19 protein-coding genes are annotated in these 18,935 nt (G+C 67.0%); 10 read left to right on the plus strand and 9 right to left on the minus strand.

The features are described 5' to 3' along the window. The 7 genes from GIY56_RS15130 to GIY56_RS15160 form a co-directional block, all read right to left on the minus strand. The coding region (locus GIY56_RS15130; protein WP_154765698.1) for an FAD-dependent oxidoreductase at positions 1 to 153 on the minus strand (153 nt) is incomplete at its 3' end. Positions 154 to 257: 104 nt separating this feature from the next. Continuing rightward, positions 258 to 1,175, minus strand: a complete 918-nt coding sequence (locus tag GIY56_RS15135; RefSeq protein WP_154765699.1) for an SDR family NAD(P)-dependent oxidoreductase — start codon at positions 1,173 to 1,175, stop codon at positions 258 to 260. 11 nt (positions 1,176 to 1,186) lie between these two features. Next, positions 1,187 to 2,374, minus strand: coding sequence for an acyl-CoA dehydrogenase family protein (locus tag GIY56_RS15140; RefSeq protein ID WP_154765700.1), 1,188 nt, complete (start codon positions 2,372 to 2,374; stop codon positions 1,187 to 1,189). Between the two features lie 2 nt (positions 2,375 to 2,376). Further along, positions 2,377 to 3,252, minus strand: coding sequence for an HpcH/HpaI aldolase/citrate lyase family protein (locus tag GIY56_RS15145; protein ID WP_154765701.1), 876 nt, complete (start codon positions 3,250 to 3,252; stop codon positions 2,377 to 2,379). Beyond that, complete coding sequence (locus tag GIY56_RS15150; protein ID WP_154765702.1) at positions 3,249 to 3,701, minus strand: MaoC family dehydratase; 453 nt, start codon at positions 3,699 to 3,701, stop codon at positions 3,249 to 3,251. Before GIY56_RS15150 ends, GIY56_RS15145 begins: the two co-directional genes overlap by 4 nt. Before the next feature lie 15 nt (positions 3,702 to 3,716). Then, positions 3,717 to 4,913, minus strand: coding sequence for an acetyl-CoA acetyltransferase (locus GIY56_RS15155; protein ID WP_154765703.1), 1,197 nt, complete (start codon positions 4,911 to 4,913; stop codon positions 3,717 to 3,719). 4 nt (positions 4,914 to 4,917) lie between these two features. Then, on the minus strand, positions 4,918 to 6,360 hold the full coding sequence (locus GIY56_RS15160) for a hydroxymethylglutaryl-CoA synthase family protein (protein ID WP_154765704.1): 1,443 nt from the start codon (positions 6,358 to 6,360) through the stop codon (positions 4,918 to 4,920). A 158-nt stretch (positions 6,361 to 6,518) separates the two neighbouring features. Here GIY56_RS15160 and GIY56_RS15165 point away from each other — a divergent pair, with 158 nt between their 5' ends. From GIY56_RS15165 to GIY56_RS15200, 8 genes are all read left to right on the plus strand, one after another. After that, positions 6,519 to 7,526: a phosphotransferase family protein gene (locus GIY56_RS15165; protein ID WP_154765705.1), complete on the plus strand. Its 1,008-nt coding sequence runs from the start codon at positions 6,519 to 6,521 to the stop codon at positions 7,524 to 7,526. Between the two features lie 10 nt (positions 7,527 to 7,536). Then, positions 7,537 to 8,430 carry a MaoC family dehydratase gene (locus GIY56_RS15170; protein WP_196053647.1) on the plus strand — a complete coding sequence of 298 codons (894 nt, stop codon included), beginning with the start codon at positions 7,537 to 7,539 and terminating at the stop codon, positions 8,428 to 8,430. A 60-nt stretch (positions 8,431 to 8,490) separates the two neighbouring features. Next, complete coding sequence (locus GIY56_RS15175; RefSeq protein WP_154765706.1) at positions 8,491 to 9,636, plus strand: acyl-CoA dehydrogenase family protein; 1,146 nt, start codon at positions 8,491 to 8,493, stop codon at positions 9,634 to 9,636. Then, positions 9,637 to 10,644, plus strand: a complete 1,008-nt coding sequence (locus GIY56_RS15180) for an enoyl-CoA hydratase/isomerase family protein (protein WP_154765707.1) — start codon at positions 9,637 to 9,639, stop codon at positions 10,642 to 10,644. Further along, the gene (mmsB, locus tag GIY56_RS15185; protein WP_154765708.1) at positions 10,641 to 11,519 is read left to right on the plus strand and encodes a 3-hydroxyisobutyrate dehydrogenase; all 879 of its coding nucleotides are present in this window, start codon (positions 10,641 to 10,643) and stop codon (positions 11,517 to 11,519) included. The genes GIY56_RS15180 and mmsB overlap by 4 nt, the downstream gene beginning before the upstream one ends. Further along, positions 11,512 to 12,282, plus strand: a complete 771-nt coding sequence (locus tag GIY56_RS15190) for an enoyl-CoA hydratase-related protein (RefSeq protein WP_154765709.1) — start codon at positions 11,512 to 11,514, stop codon at positions 12,280 to 12,282. Before mmsB ends, GIY56_RS15190 begins: the two co-directional genes overlap by 8 nt. Before the next feature lie 321 nt (positions 12,283 to 12,603). Further along, positions 12,604 to 13,686 carry a DcaP family trimeric outer membrane transporter gene (locus GIY56_RS15195; protein ID WP_154765710.1) on the plus strand — a complete coding sequence of 361 codons (1,083 nt, stop codon included), beginning with the start codon at positions 12,604 to 12,606 and terminating at the stop codon, positions 13,684 to 13,686. Between the two features lie 146 nt (positions 13,687 to 13,832). Further along, positions 13,833 to 14,804 carry a DUF7064 domain-containing protein gene (locus tag GIY56_RS15200; RefSeq protein WP_154765711.1) on the plus strand — a complete coding sequence of 324 codons (972 nt, stop codon included), beginning with the start codon at positions 13,833 to 13,835 and terminating at the stop codon, positions 14,802 to 14,804. 60 nt (positions 14,805 to 14,864) lie between these two features. Here the strand turns inward: GIY56_RS15200 and GIY56_RS15205 are convergent, their stop codons facing one another. Beyond that, positions 14,865 to 15,626, minus strand: coding sequence for an enoyl-CoA hydratase-related protein (locus GIY56_RS15205; protein ID WP_154765712.1), 762 nt, complete (start codon positions 15,624 to 15,626; stop codon positions 14,865 to 14,867). A gap of 66 nt (positions 15,627 to 15,692) precedes the next feature. Further along, positions 15,693 to 16,226 carry a MarR family winged helix-turn-helix transcriptional regulator gene (locus GIY56_RS15210; protein WP_154765713.1) on the minus strand — a complete coding sequence of 178 codons (534 nt, stop codon included), beginning with the start codon at positions 16,224 to 16,226 and terminating at the stop codon, positions 15,693 to 15,695. A 232-nt stretch (positions 16,227 to 16,458) separates the two neighbouring features. Here GIY56_RS15210 and GIY56_RS15215 point away from each other — a divergent pair, with 232 nt between their 5' ends. Beyond that, positions 16,459 to 17,607 (plus strand): acyl-CoA dehydrogenase family protein, encoded by a 1,149-nt coding sequence (locus GIY56_RS15215; protein ID WP_154765714.1) that lies wholly within the window; start codon positions 16,459 to 16,461, stop codon positions 17,605 to 17,607. A 150-nt stretch (positions 17,608 to 17,757) separates the two neighbouring features. Then, positions 17,758 to 18,903, plus strand: a complete 1,146-nt coding sequence (locus GIY56_RS15220; protein WP_154765715.1) for an acyl-CoA dehydrogenase family protein — start codon at positions 17,758 to 17,760, stop codon at positions 18,901 to 18,903. Positions 18,904 to 18,935 lie beyond the last annotated feature (32 nt).

An 18,935-nucleotide genomic window follows, 5' to 3' on the forward strand; every position in this document is an offset into this window, starting at 1 on the left:
GATGTGCGCGCCGACCTCGGACCCCTTCTCCAGCACCACCACCGACAGGTCCGGATCCACCTGCTTCAGACGGATCGCCGCCGACAGCCCCGAAGGCCCCGCCCCCACGATCACAACGTCGTAGTCCATCGACTCGCGGATCATCTCGGTCATGGCTCGTCATTCTCCCTTGGTTCGCCGGTCTCCGCGAAGCGGCTTTCCCTGCCTTCCTGCCTGCCGCCTGCTGGACAGGCGCCGAGCGGAACCCGCTGGTTCCCTCAGACGGGATCCCAGGTGAAAACGTCGCCCGACTTGTGCAGCGGATAGAAATCGTTGCGGAACATGGGGAACACCCGTTCCGCCACGGTTTCCGGCGTCCAGCCGTCCGCGGTATGCGCGGTGCGGATCGGGCGCGGCTGCGAGAACAGGTAGATCTCGTTGTTGCGCACGCCGAAGATCTGGCCCGTCACCTCCTTGCCCGCGTCCGAGGTCAGGGCCACGACGAAGGGCGCGATCTTTTCGGCGACCAGCTTCTTCAGCCCCTCGACCCGCTTCTTCTGCTCGGGCGTTTCGTCGGGGATCGAGGACACCATCCGCGTCCAGGCGAACGGCGCGACCGCGTTCGAGCGCACGCCGAAACGCTGCATGTCGATGGCGATGCATTTCGACAGGCCGACGATGCCCAGCTTGGCCGCCGCGTAGTTCGCCTGGCCCAGGTTGCCGATCAGCCCCGAAGTCGAGGTCATGTGGACAAAGGCCCCGGACTCCTGCGCCTTGAAATGCGGCGCGGCGGCGCGGCTGACATTGAAGGTGCCCTTCAGGTGCACCTGGATGACCGCGTCGAATTCCTCCTGGGACATGCGGTGGAACAGCACGTCGCGCAGGTTGCCGGCATTGTTCACGACCGCGTCGATGCGTCCGAAGCTGTCCAGCGCCGCCTGCACCATCGCCTGCGCGCCGTCCCAGTCGGCCACCGAATGGGCATCGGCGATGGCCTGGCCGCCTGCGGCCGTGATCTCGGCCACGACCTCCTGCGCGGGGCTGAGGCCGGTTTCCGAGGCGCCGCTCAGCGCCACGCCCAGATCGTTGACCACCACGGCGGCCCCGGCCCGCGCCATGTCCACCGCGATGCCGCGCCCGACACCGCGGCCCGCACCGGTCACGACGACGACCTTGCCCTGCATCAGACCCGTCATGGCGTAACTCCTCAGTAGGATTTCGGCAGGCCGAGAACCTTCTCGGCGATGAAGCTGGCGATCAGCTGTTCGGTGATCGGGGCGATGCGGGTCACCGTGACCTCGCGGAACAGCCGCTCGACATGGTATTCCTTGGCATAGCCAAAGCCGCCCAGGGTGAAGACCGCCCTTTCGCAGGCCTCGTAGCCGGCCCGCGCGCCCAGGAACTTTGCGGTGTTCGCCTCGGCCCCGCAGGGCTTGCCGGCGTCGTAAAGCTCGGCCGCCTTCATGGCCATCAGCCAGGCAGCTTCCAGATACATCCAGCGTTCGGCCAGCGGATGCTGGATGCCCTGGTTCTGGCCGATGGGCCGGTCGAAGACCACCCGCTCCTTGGCGTATTGCGTGGCGCGGCGCAGCGCGTCCTGGCCGATGCCGATGGCCTCGACCGCGATCAGCACCCGCTCGGGGTTGAGGCTGTCGAGGATGTAGCCGAAGCCCCGGCCTTCCTCGCCGATGCGATGCTCGTCGGGGATGAACAGGTCGTCGATGAAGATCGCGTTGGAATCCACGGCCTTGCGGCCCATCTTGGGGATGCGCCGCACGTCGATCTTGCTGCGGTCAAGGTCGGTATAGAAGATGGTGATGCCGTCGGTCGGACGCTTGCAGTCCTCGTATTTCGTGGTCCGGGTCAGCAGCATGATCTTGTTGGCGACCTGAGCGGTCGAGGTCCAGACCTTCTGGCCGTTCACGCGATATCCGCCCGGCACCTTTTCGGCGAAGGTCTTGATGCGGGTGGTGTTCAGGCCGGCGTCGGGTTCGGTAAAGCCGAAGGCCACCTGGTCCGATCCGGCGATCAGGTTCGGGATCCATTCCGCCTTCTGTTCGGGCGTGCCGTGAACCACGATCGGATGCGGCCCGAACAGGTTGATATGCACCGACGATGTCGCGGCCATGCCGCCGCCGTGGCTGGCGACCTCGTGCATCATGATCGCGGCCTCGGTCACGCCAAGGCCGGCGCCGCCGTATTCCTCGGGCATGGTGATGCCCAGCCAGCCGGCATCGGCCATCGCGCGGTGGTATTCGCGGGGAAACACCCCGTCCTCGTCGCGCGCGAGCCAGTAGTCGGCATCGAAGCGCGAGGCGACGGCGCGCACGCCTTCGCGGATCGCGGCGCGGGTTTCGGCCAGTTCCTCGGCGGATTGGTTCGTGGTCTGCAACATGGTTATCCTTTCCGCACGCTGGCGAGGGTTCGCCGCGCCTGCTTCAAATGGGGGATGTCGTACATCTTGCCGTCGATGCCGATCGTGCCGAGGCCGGGATCGGCATCGAAGGCGGCCACGATGCGGGCGGCCAGCGCCAGATCCTCGTCCGAGGGGGCAAAGGCCCGGTTGATGGGTTCCACCTGGGCCGGGTGGATGGCCAGCCTGCCGGCAAAGCCGTCGCGGCGCGAAATCCCGCAAGCCTCGACCAACCCGGATTCGTTGCGGAAATCGGCGAAAAGCGTGTCCAGCGCCGGCACCTCGGCCGCAGCCGCGGCCATCAGGCACAGGCTGCGGGCCAGTTGATAGGGCTGCGACCAGTCGCCGGCCGCATCCTTGTTCGAGACGGCGCCCACGACCGCCGACAGATCCTCGGCCCCCCAGGTCAGCGCGGCCAGCCGCGGATGCGCGGGCGCATAGGAACCGAGGTTGAACATCGCCTGTGCGGTTTCCGTCGCCACAACGATGATGCGGATCCCCCCGGCCGGCAGACCGGCGCGGGTCTCCAGCGCGTCGAGGTAATGGCCCACCCGCGCGACATCCTGCCCGCCGTTGGCCTTGGGCAGCATGATCCCCGCCAGTCCCGGCCGGACCACGGCCGCCAGATCGGCCAGCGTCAGGCCGCTGTCCAGCGCGTTGATGCGGACCCACAGCGCGGGTCCGTCCAGCCCCTCGTCCAGCCATCCGGCCACCATCGCGCGGGCGGCGTCCTTGTTCGGTGGCGCCACGCTGTCTTCCAGGTCGAGGATCAGCCCGTCGGACGCGGTGTCGCGCGCCTTGCGGTATTTCTTCTCGCTGTCGGCGGGAACGAACAGCAGGGAACGCAGCCCGGCGGTCATTCGGGCTGCCTCAGCATCAGCGCGTTGCGCAGGCATTGGCAGACGATCTCGTCGCGCTGATTCCAGCCGCGGTGCAGGAAGGTGACGATGCCCTGGGTCGGACGGCTCTTGGACACGCGCATGGCCCGGATCTCGGTCTCGGCGCGGATGGTGTCGCCGATGAAGACCGGCTTGGGGAACTTCACCTCTTCCCAGCCAAGGTTGCCGACCGTGGTGCCCAGCGTCGTGTCGTTGACCGAGATGCCGACCACCAGGCCCAGGGTGAAGACCGAATTGACCAGCGGCCGGCCGAATTCGGTGGTCTTGGCATATTCGTAGTCCAGATGGATCGCCGCCGTGTTCATCGTCAGGGTCGAGAACAGCGTGTTATCCATTTCGGTCACGGTGCGGCGCACGGCATGGGAAATGACCTCGCCGATGCTGAAGCCTTCGTAATAGCGTCCTGCCATGATTTCCTCCCAGAACTACAGGCGGCCCAGAACCGAAACCGCGACCACCGAATTCGAGGGCTGGCCGCCAAGGTTATGCGTCAGGCCGAAGTCGATGTTGTCCAGCTGGCGCGCCCCGGCCCTGCCCTGAAGCTGGTTGTAGACCTCGTATGCCATGCGCAGGCCCGAGGCGCCGACCGGATGGCCGAAGCATTTCAGCCCGCCGTCCACCTGGCAAGGCACCGCGCCGTCGCGATCGAACCGGCCGTCCAGCACGTCGGCCACCGCCCGGCCGGGATCGGACAGGCCCAGATCCTCCATCGCCACCAGTTCGGTGATGGAAAAACAGTCGTGCACCTCGGTCAGCCCCAGGTCGCGGCGGGGATCGGAAATCCCCGCCTCCTCGTAGGCGCGGGCCGAGGCGATGCGGGTGTTGCGGACGTAGGATCCGTCCCACTCGCCATACTGCATCTCCCACCCGTTCGAGGCGCAGACCTGCACCGACTTGACCGAGACGAGCGCGTCGCGGCCCAGGCTGCGGGCGATCTCGGGCGTGGTGACGATGGCGGCGGCCGCCCCGTCCGAAACGCCGCAGCAGTCGAACAGGCCCAGCGGGTCGGCGATCAGGGGCGCATGGAGGATGGTTTCCATCGACACCGGCTTGCGCAGATGCGCCTTTTCCGACAGCGCGCCGTTCTGGTGCGATTTCCACGACACATGCGCCATGGCGCGCTTCAGGTCGCCCGCGTCGATGCCGTGGCGCGCCGCATAGGCGCCGGCCAGCTGCGCGAAGGTGCCGGGTGCCGAGCCATAGGGCATCCACAGGTCGTTGACCGACCCCTTGGTGCGGATCGGCAACCCGCCGAAGCCGGTATCCTTCAGCTTTTCGACCCCAAGCGCCAGGGCGATGTCCACCGCCCCCGAGGCCACCGCATAGGTCGCGGCGCGCAGCGCCTCGGTGCCGGTCGCGCACATGTTCTCGACCCGGGTGACCGGGATCGGCGGCAGCCGCAGCGCCGTGGCCAGCGGAATGGCCGAATTGCCGACGTTCACGTCGTCCAGCGCCGACCCCAGCCAGGCCGCGCCGATCTGGTCGCGCCCGATGCCGGCATCGGCCAGCGCCTCCTCGAAGGCTTCGGCCATCAGCATGTCCGAACTCATGTCCCAGCGTTCGCCGAAGCGGGTGCAGCCCATGCCGATGATGACGGCCTTGTCGCGGATGCCTTGGGCCATGGGTCTACTCCTTTGCTGCAAGCTGCGGACGCGCCAGCGGCGCAGCCTTCCAGAAATAACTGCGGAACTGGCGCTGCCGGTCAATCGCCTTGATGCGGAACCGCATCCGCAAGGGGGCGCCCACCTCTTGCGCCGCGCCTTCGACATCGCAATGCTCCATCACGACGCGCGCGCCGTTCCCGAACTGCACCAGCCCGAAATGGAACGGCGGGTCCGGCGTGAAGTTCAGCCGGTCCGCCGTGATCGAGACCACGCGGGCCGGTTCGTCGCGCAGGATGACATCCTCGTAGACGCCCCGTTCGGCCAGGGCCGGGTTGACCGGCATCGGCGTCTTGGGGAACTGCACGTTGCCGCCCTGATCGCGGCCGCCGACAAAGCCGTGCATCTCGCGCCCGTGGCGCGCCAGCACGCTGGCCGAAACCTTCTGGTTCACCTCGGCCCGCGGCCCCCAGTCCAGGTCGATGCCGCCGGTCAGCGACAGCAGGCGCGAATAGCTGGTCAGCGGCGCGCCCTCGTCCAGCGCCCGGTGCGCGGAACGGCGATCGGACTTGGCCGTCACCTCCAGCACCAGCACGTCGCAGCCGTTGCCGCATCCCGCCAGCAGCACGATCTGGCCCGGCTCGGCCTGTTCCAGCGCCAGCGCCAGCCCGAAAAGCGGCGCGGCGGTGCCCAACTCGCCCGCCTCGGCGCCCAGCCGGTCGATGACGTTCGGCGCCGACAGGCCCAGCTTGCGCGCGGCAGCGGCATAAAGCCCCGAGACCGTCTCGGGCACCACGGCCAGCGCGACATCCTCGCCCCGCCGTCCCGCCTGGGCCAGCGCGGCCTGCGCGGCGGGAATCAGCGCCTCCGATACCATGACATCGCGGACAAACCGCTCCTCGGCGGCATAGGGCAGGCCGCGCGACACCGAGGTATAGATGTCGAGCAGGTCGAGATTGACCCGCCCGGCGCCCAGCAGCCGCGCCACGCCCGACCCGTCGCCGACCACGACGGCCGCCGCCCCGTCGCCCCAGGTCAGGTGGGCCGCGCTGCCCGGCTGGGCGGCGCGCCTTTCGCCCGCCGCGATCAGTTCGTCGCCTTCCGGGCCGCGCAAGGCCCGCAGCAGGGCGGACACGGCCGTCCGCCGGCAGTTCGCCAGATCGGCCGTTTCCACGTCGCGGGCAAGGTGCAGCGCCTCGGCCAGCAGCACCGCCTGCGAACGGTCGGAGAAGGCCGGAGAGGTCGAGGCGAACACGACCCTTGCAACCGTGCCGGCGCCTTGCGCAAGGGCCTCGCGCGCCGCCTCGACCCCCTGGGTCAAGGCATCCTCGTCCCAGCCGGCGACTGCGCGGCGGCCCTTGCCGTTGCCGCCCAGGCCGGACCATGCCAGTTCGGCCCGCGCGGCCTTCCGCTCGAACCGCAGCAAGGGCAGGTAAGCGCCGGTGCTCTTGATGGATCTGTTCGCCATGCCTTTTCCTCCGTGCAAGGCAAATATGCACTAATGTATACGATACGCAAGCATAACATTCAGCTTGAATTATGTCCTGTGCTTTATAATATGGCAGCGGTCAACAGACCGTGCTGGCCTCGGCTGCCGCGCACATAACCCGCAGACAGGACGAGGACATGGAGTGGAGTTGGACCCAAGCCGGCACGGATCGGCTGATCAGCTGGCTCGAGGCCCGCGAACTGGCGCCTCGGGGCAGCCTGCCCCGGGTCAGGATCATCGGAGAAGGGCATTCCAATGTCACCTCGCTGGTGGATCTGGGGGATTCGCGGCTGATCGTCCGCCACCAGCCGGTGATTCGCGCCAATGCGCCGGACGTGCTGCGCGAGGCGCGCCATATCGCCAAGCTCAACGCCGCGGGCGTGCTGGCGCCGCGGGTCCTGGCGATGGCCGCCGCGGGCGAGGCGCTGGACGTGCCGCTGTACGTCATGGAGCATGTACCGGGCATCGTGGTGTCGGGCGACCTGCCCGAACCGTTGCGGCAGGACCCCCGCGGCATGGCCCATGCGATGATCGACGCGCTTGCGGATCTGCACGGCATCGACGCCGCCCGCGTCACCGCGCGCCCGCTGGACGACCCCGAGGCCAACCGCCAGCATCTTGCCATGCTGCGCGGCCTGATCGCGGACCTGGACGGCGACGAGGGCGCGGCCCTGCGCGCCATGGCCGAACGGCTGGCCGAACGGGTGCCCGATGCGGTCCGCCAATGCGTGGTTCACAGCGATTTCCGGCTGGGCAACCTGATGTGGGCTGCGGACCTGCCGGTCCGGCTGGCGACGGTGCTGGACTGGGAACTCAGCACGGTGGGCGATCCGCGGCTGGACCTGGGCTATTTCATGATCGCCTATCCCGCGCCGGGGATCACCCGCACGCCGTTGCAGGATCTTGGCCGGGCGCTGTACCAGGCGGACTTCCCGGCGGTGGCGGACCTGCTGGCCCGATACCGCGAACGCACGGGCCAGGGGCTGGCGGACCTGCCCTGGTTTGCCGCCTTCGTGTCCTGGAAGACCGCGGTGTTCTATGTCCTGTCGCGCCGGCGCGGCGAGGATTCTTATTACGACGACGACGCACATTGCCGCGCCTTCCTGGGCGCCAGCACCGATTACCTGTCCCGCCGGGACACGTGACGAGGGAAGAATGGACATTGACGTATTGCGCCGCTTCCGGTTCGACGAGACCCGGCAAGGCTATTCCAACAAGGACACCATCCTCTATGCCCTGGGCCTGGGCTTCGGCAGCGACCCGCTGAGCCGGGACGAGTTGCGCTTCACCTATGAGGAGGATCTTCGCGCCGTCCCCGCGATGGTCAATATCCTGGCCCATCCCGGCCTGTGGGTGCAACGCCCCGAACTGCGCCTGGGCTGGCAGAAGCTGCTTCATGCCGAGCAGCGTTTCGACATCCTCCGCCCCCTGCCGCCCGCGGGCGAGGTGATCGCGAAATACCGTGTCACCGGCGTCGTGGACCGCGGCGCGGCCAAGGGGGCATTGCTTTATCTGCGCAAGGATCTGCGCGATGCCGACGGCCAGCCGGTCGCACGGGTCAGCTCGACCTACATGCTGCGGGGCGATGGCGGCTGCGGCATGTTCGGCGCGCCCGAACCCGAACTGGCCCCCCTGCCCGAACGTGCGGCGGATCACGTCCTGCGCCAGCCCACCCTGCCGCAGCAGGCGTTGCTTTACCGGCTCAGCGGCGACATGAACCCGCTTCATGCCAGCCCCGAACTGGCGCGGCAGGCCGGCTTCGACCGTCCGATCCTGCACGGGCTTTGCACGATGGGCATCGCCTGCCGGGCGCTGATGGCGGCGCTGTGCCCCGGCGCGCCCGAGCGGCTGCGGCACCTGTCCGTGCGCTTCTCGCGCCCCGTCTATCCCGGCGAAACGATCCAGACCGAGATCTTCGCCCTGGATGCGGGCGAGATCCGGTTTCGGTCCCGGGTGGTCGAACGCGATGTCGTCGTTCTGGATCGGGGGCGTGCGGAACTGTTGCCTGCGGTCCTGGCGGCTTCCAACGAGATGGAGGTCCTGCGCTAGGCGCATGTCACCCGCCGGCCAAGGCGGCGGACGGAAACGCAACATGCCAAGGGAGAAAGCATGGATTTCGCGACGAGCGAGGAACAGGCGGCGATATTCGATCTGGCGCGGGAATTCGGGGCCGAGCATATCGCCCCCCATGCGCGGCAATGGGAAAATGATGGCACCATTCCCCGCGACCTGTGGACGCGGGCGGCCCGGCTGGGTTTCGGCGGCGTCTATGTCACCGAGGATCACGGCGGCACGGGACTGGGCCGGCTGGATGCCACGCTGGTCTTCGAGGCGCTGGCGATGGCCTGTCCCTCGGTCGGGTCGTTCCTGTCGATCCACAACATGTGCGGCGGCATGATCGACAAGTTCGGCACCGACGCCAACAAGGCGCGCTGGCTGCCGGGCCTGTGCAGCATGGAAACGGTGTTTTCCTATGCCCTGACCGAACCGGGCAGCGGATCGGACGCGAGCGCCCTGCGCACCCGGGCCGAGCGGGTGCCGGGCGGCTGGAAGCTGAACGGCACCAAGGCCTTCATCTCGGGCGGGGGGTATTCGGATTGCTACCTCGTCATGGTCCGCACCGGCGGCGACGGGCCGCGCGGCATCTCGACCGTGGTGGTCGAGGCCGGAACGCCGGGTCTCAGCTTCGGCGCGCTTGAACACAAGATGGGCTGGAAGGCGCAACCCACCGCGCAGGTGCAGTTCGACGACTGCGTGATCCCGGAAGAAAACCTGATCGGCGAGGAAGGCCGCGGCTTTGCCTATGCCATGGCGGGGCTGGACGGCGGGCGGCTGAACATCGCGGCCGGCGCCCTGGGCGGGGCGCAGGCGGCGCTGGACGCGACCCTGCGCTACATGGGCGAACGGCGCGCCTTCGGCCAGACGCTGGACCGGTTCCAGGCCTTGCAGTTCCGCCTGGCCGAAATGGAAACGGCCCTGCAATCGTCGCGCGTGTTCCTGCGCCAGGCGGCCTGGAAGCTGGACCGAGGCGAGCGCGACGCCAGCAAGTTCTGCGCGATGGCCAAGCTGCATGTGACCGACCACGCCTTCGATGTGGCCAATCAATGCCTGCAACTGCACGGCGGCTACGGCTATCTGGCCGACTATGGGATCGAGAAGATCGTGCGCGACCTGCGCGTCCATCAGATCCTGGAAGGCACCAACGAGATCATGCGGCTGATCGTCGGCCGCGCCCTGCTGGCGGAGCGTGGCTGAATGACCGGAATGATCATCCGCAAGGACCGCCGCGCCGGCCGCCTGACCTTCAACCGCCCGCAGGCGCTGAACGCGTTGAACCACGAGATGGCGCTGGCCATCGACGCCGCCTTGCGCGAATGGCGCGATGACCCCGAGGTGGCGCTGGTCGTCATCGACGCCGAGGGGGACCGCGCCTTCTGCGCGGGCGGCGACATCGCGGCGGTTTACCGCGCGGCGCTTGAAGGCGACCACCAGGTCGGGCGCGACTTCTTTCGCGACGAATACCGCATGAACGCCCGGATCAAGGAGTATCCCAAGCCCGTGGTGGCCTTCATGGGGGGCTTCGTGATGGGCGGCGGCGTGGGCGTGGGCGGACACGCCAGCCACCGCATCGTCGGCGACAGCACGCAGATCGCCATGCCCGAGACCGGCATCGGCCTGGTCCCGGACGTGGGCGGCAGCTGGCTTCTGGGCCATGCGCCGGGGCGCTGCGGCGAATATCTGGGCCTGACCGGGGCGTGCATCGGCGCGGGCGACGCGATCTTCACCGGCTTCGCGGACAGCTATATCCCCGAGGCGGAATGGCCGGCGCTGATCGACCGGCTGGCCGAGACGGGCGACGTGGCGGCGATCCGGTCCCGTCCCCGCCCCGAGGCGCCGCTGGAGGGCCGCGACCTTTCGGCCTTCGGCAGGCAGACCATGGCCGAGATCGTCGCGGCGCTGGAGGCTGCGGGCGACGAGGCGGCGCTGAAGCCGCTGCGCCGCAACTCGCCCTTGTCCCTGGCGGCGACGCTGGCGCTGGTGCGCGCGGCGCGCAGCGACGCCAGCCTGCGCGACAGCTTGGCACGCGAGCTGCGCTTCACCTGGCGCGCCACGCGGGACAGCGATTTCCTGGAAGGCGTGCGGGCGCAGATCATCGACAAGGACCGCAAGCCCCGCTGGGCGGCCGACGCCAGCCCTGCGCATGTCAAGGCGATGCTGGCGCCGCTGGGCGACGACGAAATCGAATGGGAGAATGGCAAATGAAGATCGGATTCATCGGACTTGGCAACATGGGCGGCCCGATGGCGGCCAATCTGGCCAAGGCCGGGCATGATGTCGCAGGCTTCGACCTGGCCGCGCCGATGCCCGAGGGCGTCACCCGCGCGGGCAGCGCTGCCGAGGCGGCAAGCGGGACCGACGTGGTCATCACCATGCTGCCCAACGGGGCGATCCTGCGCGCGGTGGCCGACCAGGTGATCCCGGCCATGAAGCCGGGCGCGGTCCTGTGCGACTGTTCCACCGTGGATGTGGACAGCGCCCGCGCGGTGGCCGATCAGGCGCGGGCGGCGGGGCTGGATGCGCTGGACGCGCCGGTCTCGGGCGGGATCGGCGGGGCGCAGGCGGGCACGCTGACCTTCATGGTGGGCGGGTCCGACGACGCCTTCGCCACCGTCAAGCCCTTGTTCGACATCATGGGCCAGAAGGCCGTGCATTGCGGGGCGTCCGGCGCAGGCCAGGCCGCCAAGATCTGCAACAACATGATCCTGGGCGTCACCATGATCGCCACCTGCGAGGCCTTTGCCCTGGCCGACAAGCTGGGCCTCGACCGCCAGAAGATGTTCGACGTGGTGTCCACATCCTCGGGTTACAGCTGGTCCATGAACGCCTATTGCCCCGCACCGGGGGTGGGACCCAAATCGCCCGCCGACAACGGCTACAAGCCGGGGTTTGCCGCGGAACTGATGCTCAAGGACCTGCGGCTGAGCCAGCAGGCGGCCGAGGCCGCGGATGCCGACACGCCGATGGGCGCGCTGGCCGCCGCGCTTTATGCCCGCTTTGTCGAACACGAGGACGGAAAGGGCCAGGACTTCTCTGCAATGCTGCCGAGGTTCGAGAAGCGGGGGAAAACCCATGCCTGACCTGATCGAAGTTTCCCGCGAAGGACATGTGGCGCTGATCCGCCTGAACCGCCCCAAGCAGCTGAACGCGCTGAACAGCGCGCTGGCGCGCGACCTGATCGCCGCGGCCGAGGAACTGGACCGCGACACCGGCATCGGCTGCCTGGTGGTCACCGGGTCCGAACGCGCCTTTGCCGCCGGCGCCGACATCGCCGAGATGGCCGGCAAATCCGCGGCCGAGATGAGCGAGCTTGACTATTTCAGCGAATGGAGCCGCTTTGCCGACCTGCGCATACCGAAGGTCGCCGCCGTGAACGGCTATGCGCTTGGCGGCGGTTGCGAGCTGATGATGATGTGCGACTTCGCCATTGCCGGAGAAGGCGCCAAGTTCGGCCAGCCCGAGATCAAGCTGGGCGTGATCGCGGCGATCGGCGGCACGCAGCGGATGACCCGGCTGATCGGACGGGCCAGGGCGATGGACATGCACCTGACCGGGCGCACCATGGATGCGGCCGAGGCGCTGGCGGCCGGGCTGGTGGCCCGGGTCGTTCCCGACGACCAGGTCCTGCCCGCGGCGCTGGAAGCCGCACGGCAGATCGCCTCGTATTCACGCCCGGCCACCCGATTGGCGCGCGAGGCCGTGCGCCGCGCCGAAGAAGGCCCGCTGGCCGAGGGGCTGCTTTACGAACGGCGCTTGTTCCATTCCCTGTTCGGCACGGCCGACCAGATCGAGGGCATGACGGCCTTTCTGGAAAAACGTCCCCCGGTCTTTCACCGGACCTGACGCGGCCCCGCAGGGCCGCCGGATTGCGGCGGGCAATGCCCCGCCGCACGATCACGCCCGGACATTCGACCGATGTCCAGGACGGCACCTTTCCCTTATCCGATAGTATAGTGTCCTTTATGCCAGCATACAGGGGTTAAGCGTATAAATCGCTTGGTTACTACTTTCTTTCCCTGTAATCTCGAACGCGTGTGCCGATACGTGGCACCGCATCCTCAGGGAGGAGGAAACATGTTGGGGAAACATCAATCTCCCGCCGCAGTCGCGGTGGGCATGGCAGCTGCGTGCTTGATGATGGCGGGCAGCGCCCAAGCGCAAACGATGACGGAACTTGAAGCCCGCGTCGCCGCGCTGGAGGCGGAACAGCAGAAGCCGGCGCAGATCACCAACCGCTTCGGCATGCAGCTGAGCTTTTACGGCAAGGTGAAGGTCGATGCCGTCCTGGACAACAACTACGGGCTTGGCCCCTCGACCGGGGGGATCGCGCTTGTCACCGACGACACGCCCGAAGGCAGCGACCAGCAAATCCATGCCTATCAGACCCTTTTCGGATTCCGCGCCGAACAGGACACCGATTATGGAAAGCTGCGCTTCAACATCGAAGGCGACTTCTTCGGCAATGGCGGCGGCACGGTCCGCCTGCGTCACGCCTATGGGCAGATCGGCAACTGGACCATCGGCCAGACCTGGTCCACCTTCTCGATCCTGAACGAGACGCCGGCGGTCTGGGATTTCAACGGCACCGCAGGTCCGGCGAACTTCCGCGCTCCGATGATCCGCTATTCGACCGATGTCGGCACCGGCACCCATATCGACGCCTCGATCGAGGAGGATTACCAGAACTGGGGCGACCGGCCGGCCGCTGCCTTTGCCGTCAGCCAGAAATTCGAGAGGGGAAGCCTGCGCCTTGCCTATATCAATCGCAAGCTGCGCAGCGAGCAAGGCACCGCCAACGGCTGGGGCTTGAACATCGGCGCCACCTTCAAGCCGTGGGAAAACGGGCTGATCCAGGCCAGCTATACCCGCGGCGAGGGCATTTCCTCGATCATGGGGTTCAGCGGCTTTGCAGGCCAGCAAGCAGGCCCCGAAGGCGGCAGGACCTTCTATGACATCGACGCGGATGGAAACGCGGTCGAGATGGACGGCTATCTTGTCGCCATCAGCCACAAGATCCGGCCCGACCTGTCGGTGCTGGCGGCCTATGGCTCGCAAAGCTATGATTCGTTCGCCGGCGCCTTGCCGACCGACACGGAAAAACTGGAATCGGTCCATATCGGTGCGAAATACAACCTGCTGGAAAACCTCGCCATGGGCGGAGAGGTGATCTGGGACAAGCGCACGCAGGTTGACAACCAGACGGTGGACAACACCCGCCTGCATCTGAGCGCGACCTTCGAGTTCTGAGGCATGGGGCGGGCCGCGCATGGCCCGCCCGGCCAACCCCACGGGGTTCCGGCGCTCAAAACGGTTGATGCCACATATACCGTATGCTAGCGTATCATATGACGGCCGGAAACTGCTCCGGCCGTCTTCTTCCATGGAGACAGTCTATGACCGGAGCCGGTTACCTGCATCGCCTGGATCCCGCCCTTGCCGGCCTGGTTCGTGCCGAGGACGATCTGCGCCACCCCTGCCCGCCCGGCGGGCAGATGCGTGATTCGCTGTTCTGGCAGGTGAGCATCGCCGAGGAACGGATCTGCCTTCAAACCTATTTCTTCGCGACCGATGACGGGAATGCCGGCGCCAACATCTGCCTGTGGGGCGAGGGGATCGAGCCGGCAGTGGTCGATTTCCATTCGGGCAGCATTCCCGACGATTGCGATTTCTCGGTCATCAGCCTGGGGGGGCTGTCGGTGCGCCAGGACATCGCGGCCCAGCGTTCGACGCTGTCCTATGCCGGTGCCCGGCTGAGTTTCGACTTCAGCTTCAGCGCGCTGCACGAGGCCTTCAGCTATCACGCCAATGCGGACGGGTTGCCCGCATGGATGGCGGCGAACCGCATCGAGCAAAGCGGGATCCTGCAAGGCTGGATCGAGATCGACGGAAGGCGCCTGTCCCTGGACGGCCGGATCGGCCATCGCGACCATTCCTGGGGCCTGCGCGAATGGGCCATGCCGCAGCACTGGAAATGGCTTGCGGCCTATACGCCCGACGGGTCGATCACCATGAACGGCTGGATCTGGATCGCGGGCGGCGAACGGGGCGTGGCGGGCTATGTGGCGCGCGACGGCAAGGTCAGCCCCATCACCGCGATCCGCGACCATGCGGAATACGATGCCGAGATGATGCAGCAATCCGCCCGCATGAGCATCGACCATGGCGCCGCGCAGCCGCTGGAATTGGAACTGGACACGTTCTCGGCAATACGCTTTCCCAGTTCCCGGCGGAACCCGGTCACGATCACCGAGGCGGGCTGCGCCGCGACCCTGGATGGCATCGCCGGATCGGGACAGTTCGAGACCCACTGGCCCACGCCCTATCTGGATTACCTGCGCCAGCGCAAGCAGGCGGGCCAGGGCTGAAGCGCCCGCGGTCCGCCTTGCCCGATGAACGGCGGGCGGACTGATCCCGAAGGGGGAAACCTATCCCCTGCCCCGCAAGGCGGCGATCCTTGCCCGGATTTCGGGACCCGTCACCCGTGAATTGACGGCCATGGCCGTGGCGCGTTCCATCGCCAACGCCTCCTCGAAGGGCAACGCCCAGCCTTGCCGCAAAAGGGCCTTGTAGGCTTCGGCGCCGCCCTGGGGGGCCGCAAGGCTTTGCCGCGCCAGGTCGATCGCGGTGGGCAAAAGCGCCTCGGGTGCCACGAGATGATTGACGAGACCCCAGGCCAGCGCCTCCTCGTCGGACAGGAAACGCGCGGTCAGCGCCATTTCCATGGCGCGCGCCGGCCCTATGCGTCTGGCAAGCCGGACGCTTCCCCCCCAGCCTGGCAACAGGCCGACCCGGCTGTGCGTGTCGGCGAAGCGCGACCCCCGTGCCGCGACCAGCAGATCGCAGGCCAGCGCCAGTTCCAGCCCGCCGGTCACGCACAGCCCGTTGATCGCGCCGATCACCGGACCCGAGAAGCCCCGCAGGGCCGCCGCCGGATCATGGAGCCAGGCGCCGGCCGCGGCCGCCCCGGCGCTGTCCCATTCCGAAACCTCCAGCCCGGCCGAGAAGGCCCGGCCGTTCCCGGTCAGGATCAAGGCCCGGACCGCCGGGTCCGCCTCGAGCCGGGCCACTTCGGCGATGAAAGCCGCGCGAAGGGAAACGGTCAGGGTGTTGAGCCGCTCGGGCCGGTTCAAACGCAGGATGGCCCAACCCTCGGCCGAGATTTCCGTCAAAAGCTCCGGATCGGACATGAAGCCTCCATTTCCGTCACGTGCATGTCACAGGGCTGCGATTTAAAGGCGCCAAGGCGGATGCCGCTAAAGATCGTCGCCGATCAGCTCGTCCTCTTGCCCGTTGGTTCCGTGCAGTTCCTGCATGATGTTGGCCTTCATCATCGCCAGGACCTCTTCCGCCAGGCGGATGGAGTCCTGGGGAATATCCTTGAGGATCATGGCGTTCAGTTCCTGGCTGACGCTTTGCATCTGCCGAAGCGTGGCACGGCCCGCCTCGGTCACCACGACCCGCTTGGCGCGCCGGTCGTTCGGGCAGGGCATGCGGCGCACGAATCCCCCGGCCTCCAGCCGGTCGATCAGCCCGCCCACGGTGACCTTGCCCACGTCCAGGACATTCGCAAGCTCGGTCTGCAACATGCCCTGTTCGCCCAAGGTCTTTTCCGACCTGCCAAGTTGCGCCAGCACCCACCATTGCGACCGCGTCACCCCCAGCGGCTTCATCTTCTGGTCGAACAGGGTGCGTCGCAGACGCGATACGTCGTGCACGAAATAGCCGATCCGCAGGTCATTGTTGGTGCGACCGGTCTTGTCGATGACGACCGCCTTCTTGATGTCCATAGCAAACCTTTCGTTCATCCAATGCGCTGTCATCCGCGTCCGGCCCCGAAATCATGAAGCCAACGATCATGCAAACGATAATACCCAAGCATATGTTGCGCTACCAGAGCGAATAGACACATGGCTTACCATATGATACGCATGTGTAATATCAACTGGTGCCCGATGTCGGGCCGAACGAACGCCCGTGTCCGCGGTTCATCAGGATCGCGGCTTCATCAAGGATCCGACGATGCTCTTTTCCGAAGAACAGGACGCCGTTCGCGAAACGGCCATGCGATTCGCGCGCGAGGTGCTGCAGCCGGGCTATCTGGCCCGCGAAAAGCGCGGCGGGCTGGACCGGGACCTGATCCGCGAGCTGGGCAGGATGGGCTTTCTGGGATCCGATCTTCCCGAGGACCTTGGCGGACTGGGCGCCGAATCGATCATGGTGGGGCTGGTGGCCGAGTGCCTCGGCTATGGCGATTTTTCGATCAGCCAGGTGCCGGTGAACGTGTCGCTGAATGCCGCGATCCTGCTGCGCCACGCGCCCAGGCCCATCGTCGAGGAATGGGTGCCGCAGATGGTCCGTGGGGAAAAGATCATGTCGATCTGCCTGACCGAACCCCGGGGCGGGTCGGATGCGGCCAACATCCAGCTGCGCGCCCGCAAGCGCGGCTCGGACTATGTGCTGACCGGCGAAAAGACCTCGATCACCTTCGCGACCGAGGCCGACATCCACCTGGTCTTTGCCCGCACCGGCCCGGCGGACAGCGGCGCGCGGGGGATCTCGGCCTTCTTTGTCCCGGAAGGGGTGGCGGGCATTTCCACCACCCGCCTTGACGATGTCGGGTGCCGACAGATCGGGCGCGGATCGGTGTTCTTCGACGATGTCGCCGTGCCCGCCGAATTCATGCTGGGCGACGAGGGTTGCGGCTTTTCGCAGGTCATGCAGGGGTTCGACTATTCCCGCGCCCTGATCGCCCTGCAATGCTGCGGGGCCGCGCAGGCCTCGCTGGACGAGGCATGGGCCTATGCCCGCACGCGCGAGGCCTTCGGGCGGCCCATCGGCCAGTTCCAGAACGTGTCGGGACCGCTGGCGGATCAGGACACCCATGTCGCGGCGGCGCGCCAGCTTGCCTGGCATACCCTGCAACTGCGCGAAGCCGGCAAGGACCACACGGCGGAAGCCGCGATGTGCAAATGGCTGGGTCCGAAGGTCGCCTTCGAGGCGATCCATCAGGCGCTTCTGACGGAAGGGCATTACGGCTATGTGACCGACAGCGCCCACCAGCAGAGAATGCGCGACGTGCTGGGCCTGCAGATCGGCGACGGCACGGCGGGCGTGATGAAGCAGATCATCGCGCGCAGCCGCATCGGCCGCGCCGCGATCCAGTATTGACCCGCAGCGCCCCTTGGCCGTCGGGCATGGCGGGCGGGAACGGAACGGCCCGACCCCAGGCATCGGCAGGACAACCAGATAGCCCTTTCAGGTAAGGAACTATATGGTATGCTATGATACTAATTGCGGAAACGTGGAGGAGTAAGAGACATGCTGCCTGATCGCGCGGTCTATGACGAGGAACACCAGCAGTTGCGGGACACCGTGCGCCGCTTTGTCGCGGCCGAGGTTGCCCCGAACTTCGCCGCCTGGGAGGAGACCGGCATCGTTGCGCGCGAATTCTGGTCGAAGGCGGGCGCGGCCGGCCTGCTCTGCCCCACCGTTCCCGAGGAATATGGCGGCATCGGCGCCGACTTCCGCATGAACATGATCGTCTGCGAGGAAATGGCCTATTCCGGGTTTGCCGGGCCTGCCGCGGACATCTCGGTCCATTCGGATGTGTGCCTGGGCTATCTTCTCAAGCACGGCACCCCGGAACAGAAGGCCCGCTGGTTGCCGGGCATGGTGGACGGCTCGATCGTCTGCGCCATCGCCATGACCGAGCCGGGCACCGGATCGGACCTGCAGGGCATCCGCACCACCGCGGTCCGCGACGGCGACGACTATGTGATCAACGGGCAAAAGACCTTCATCTCGAACGGCCAGCATTGCGACCTGGTGATCACCGTCGCGCGCACCAGTGCCGAACGCGGGTCCGGCTCGATGAGCCTGATCGTGGTGGAAACCGGCCGCGAGGGCTTTCGCCGCGGCCGCAACCTGGACAAGCTGGGCCAGCTTTCGGCCGACACGTCCGAGATCTATTTCGACGACGTGCGGGTGCCTGTCGGGAACCGGCTGGGCGCTGAAGGCCGCGGCATGAACATGCTGATGTCGGAACTGCCGCAAGAACGCCTGATCATCGGCGTCACCGCGCTGGCGGCGGCGCAACGCGCCTATGATATCACCCTGGCCTACGCGTTCGAGCGCAAGGCCTTTGGCAAGTCCATCGGCGATTTCCAGGTCAACCGTCACAAGCTGGCCGACATGAAGACCGAGCTGACGATCGGCTGGGCCTTTGCCGATCAATGCATCGTGCGGCATGTCGATGAGCAGCTGGGCGCGGCCGAGGCCTCGATGGCCAAGCTGTGGCTGACCGAGATGCAGGGCCGGATCGTGGATCAGTGCCTGCAACTGCATGGCGGCTATGGCTTCATGCGCGAATACGACATCTGCCGCATGTATGCCGATGCGCGCATCCACCGCATCTATGGCGGCACGTCCGAGATCATGCGCGAACTGATTTCCCGTTCGCTGTGAAGCCCCTGCCCGTGCGAACCGGGCGATTGACA

It is taken from the genome of Paracoccus lichenicola, assembly GCF_009708075.1.
GTDB classification, from domain to species: Bacteria; Pseudomonadota; Alphaproteobacteria; order Rhodobacterales; family Rhodobacteraceae; genus Paracoccus; species Paracoccus lichenicola.

Coding starts and splice junctions, on each gene's coding strand:
- GIY56_RS15135 (WP_154765699.1), bottom strand. CDS start 1,175: ATGACGGGTCTGATGCAGGGCAAGGTCGTCGTCGTGACCGGTGCGGGC.
- GIY56_RS15140 (WP_154765700.1), bottom strand. CDS start 2,374: ATGTTGCAGACCACGAACCAATCCGCCGAGGAACTGGCCGAAACCCGC.
- GIY56_RS15145 (WP_154765701.1), bottom strand. CDS start 3,252: ATGACCGCCGGGCTGCGTTCCCTGCTGTTCGTTCCCGCCGACAGCGAG.
- GIY56_RS15150 (WP_154765702.1), bottom strand. CDS start 3,701: ATGGCAGGACGCTATTACGAAGGCTTCAGCATCGGCGAGGTCATTTCC.
- GIY56_RS15155 (WP_154765703.1), bottom strand. CDS start 4,913: ATGGCCCAAGGCATCCGCGACAAGGCCGTCATCATCGGCATGGGCTGC.
- GIY56_RS15160 (WP_154765704.1), bottom strand. CDS start 6,360: ATGGCGAACAGATCCATCAAGAGCACCGGCGCTTACCTGCCCTTGCTG.
- GIY56_RS15165 (WP_154765705.1), top strand. CDS start 6,519: ATGGAGTGGAGTTGGACCCAAGCCGGCACGGATCGGCTGATCAGCTGG.
- GIY56_RS15170 (WP_196053647.1), top strand. CDS start 7,537: ATGGACATTGACGTATTGCGCCGCTTCCGGTTCGACGAGACCCGGCAA.
- GIY56_RS15175 (WP_154765706.1), top strand. CDS start 8,491: ATGGATTTCGCGACGAGCGAGGAACAGGCGGCGATATTCGATCTGGCG.
- GIY56_RS15180 (WP_154765707.1), top strand. CDS start 9,637: ATGACCGGAATGATCATCCGCAAGGACCGCCGCGCCGGCCGCCTGACC.
- mmsB (WP_154765708.1), top strand. CDS start 10,641: ATGAAGATCGGATTCATCGGACTTGGCAACATGGGCGGCCCGATGGCG.
- GIY56_RS15190 (WP_154765709.1), top strand. CDS start 11,512: ATGCCTGACCTGATCGAAGTTTCCCGCGAAGGACATGTGGCGCTGATC.
- GIY56_RS15195 (WP_154765710.1), top strand. CDS start 12,604: ATGACGGAACTTGAAGCCCGCGTCGCCGCGCTGGAGGCGGAACAGCAG.
- GIY56_RS15200 (WP_154765711.1), top strand. CDS start 13,833: ATGACCGGAGCCGGTTACCTGCATCGCCTGGATCCCGCCCTTGCCGGC.
- GIY56_RS15205 (WP_154765712.1), bottom strand. CDS start 15,626: ATGTCCGATCCGGAGCTTTTGACGGAAATCTCGGCCGAGGGTTGGGCC.
- GIY56_RS15210 (WP_154765713.1), bottom strand. CDS start 16,226: ATGGACATCAAGAAGGCGGTCGTCATCGACAAGACCGGTCGCACCAAC.
- GIY56_RS15215 (WP_154765714.1), top strand. CDS start 16,459: ATGCTCTTTTCCGAAGAACAGGACGCCGTTCGCGAAACGGCCATGCGA.
- GIY56_RS15220 (WP_154765715.1), top strand. CDS start 17,758: ATGCTGCCTGATCGCGCGGTCTATGACGAGGAACACCAGCAGTTGCGG.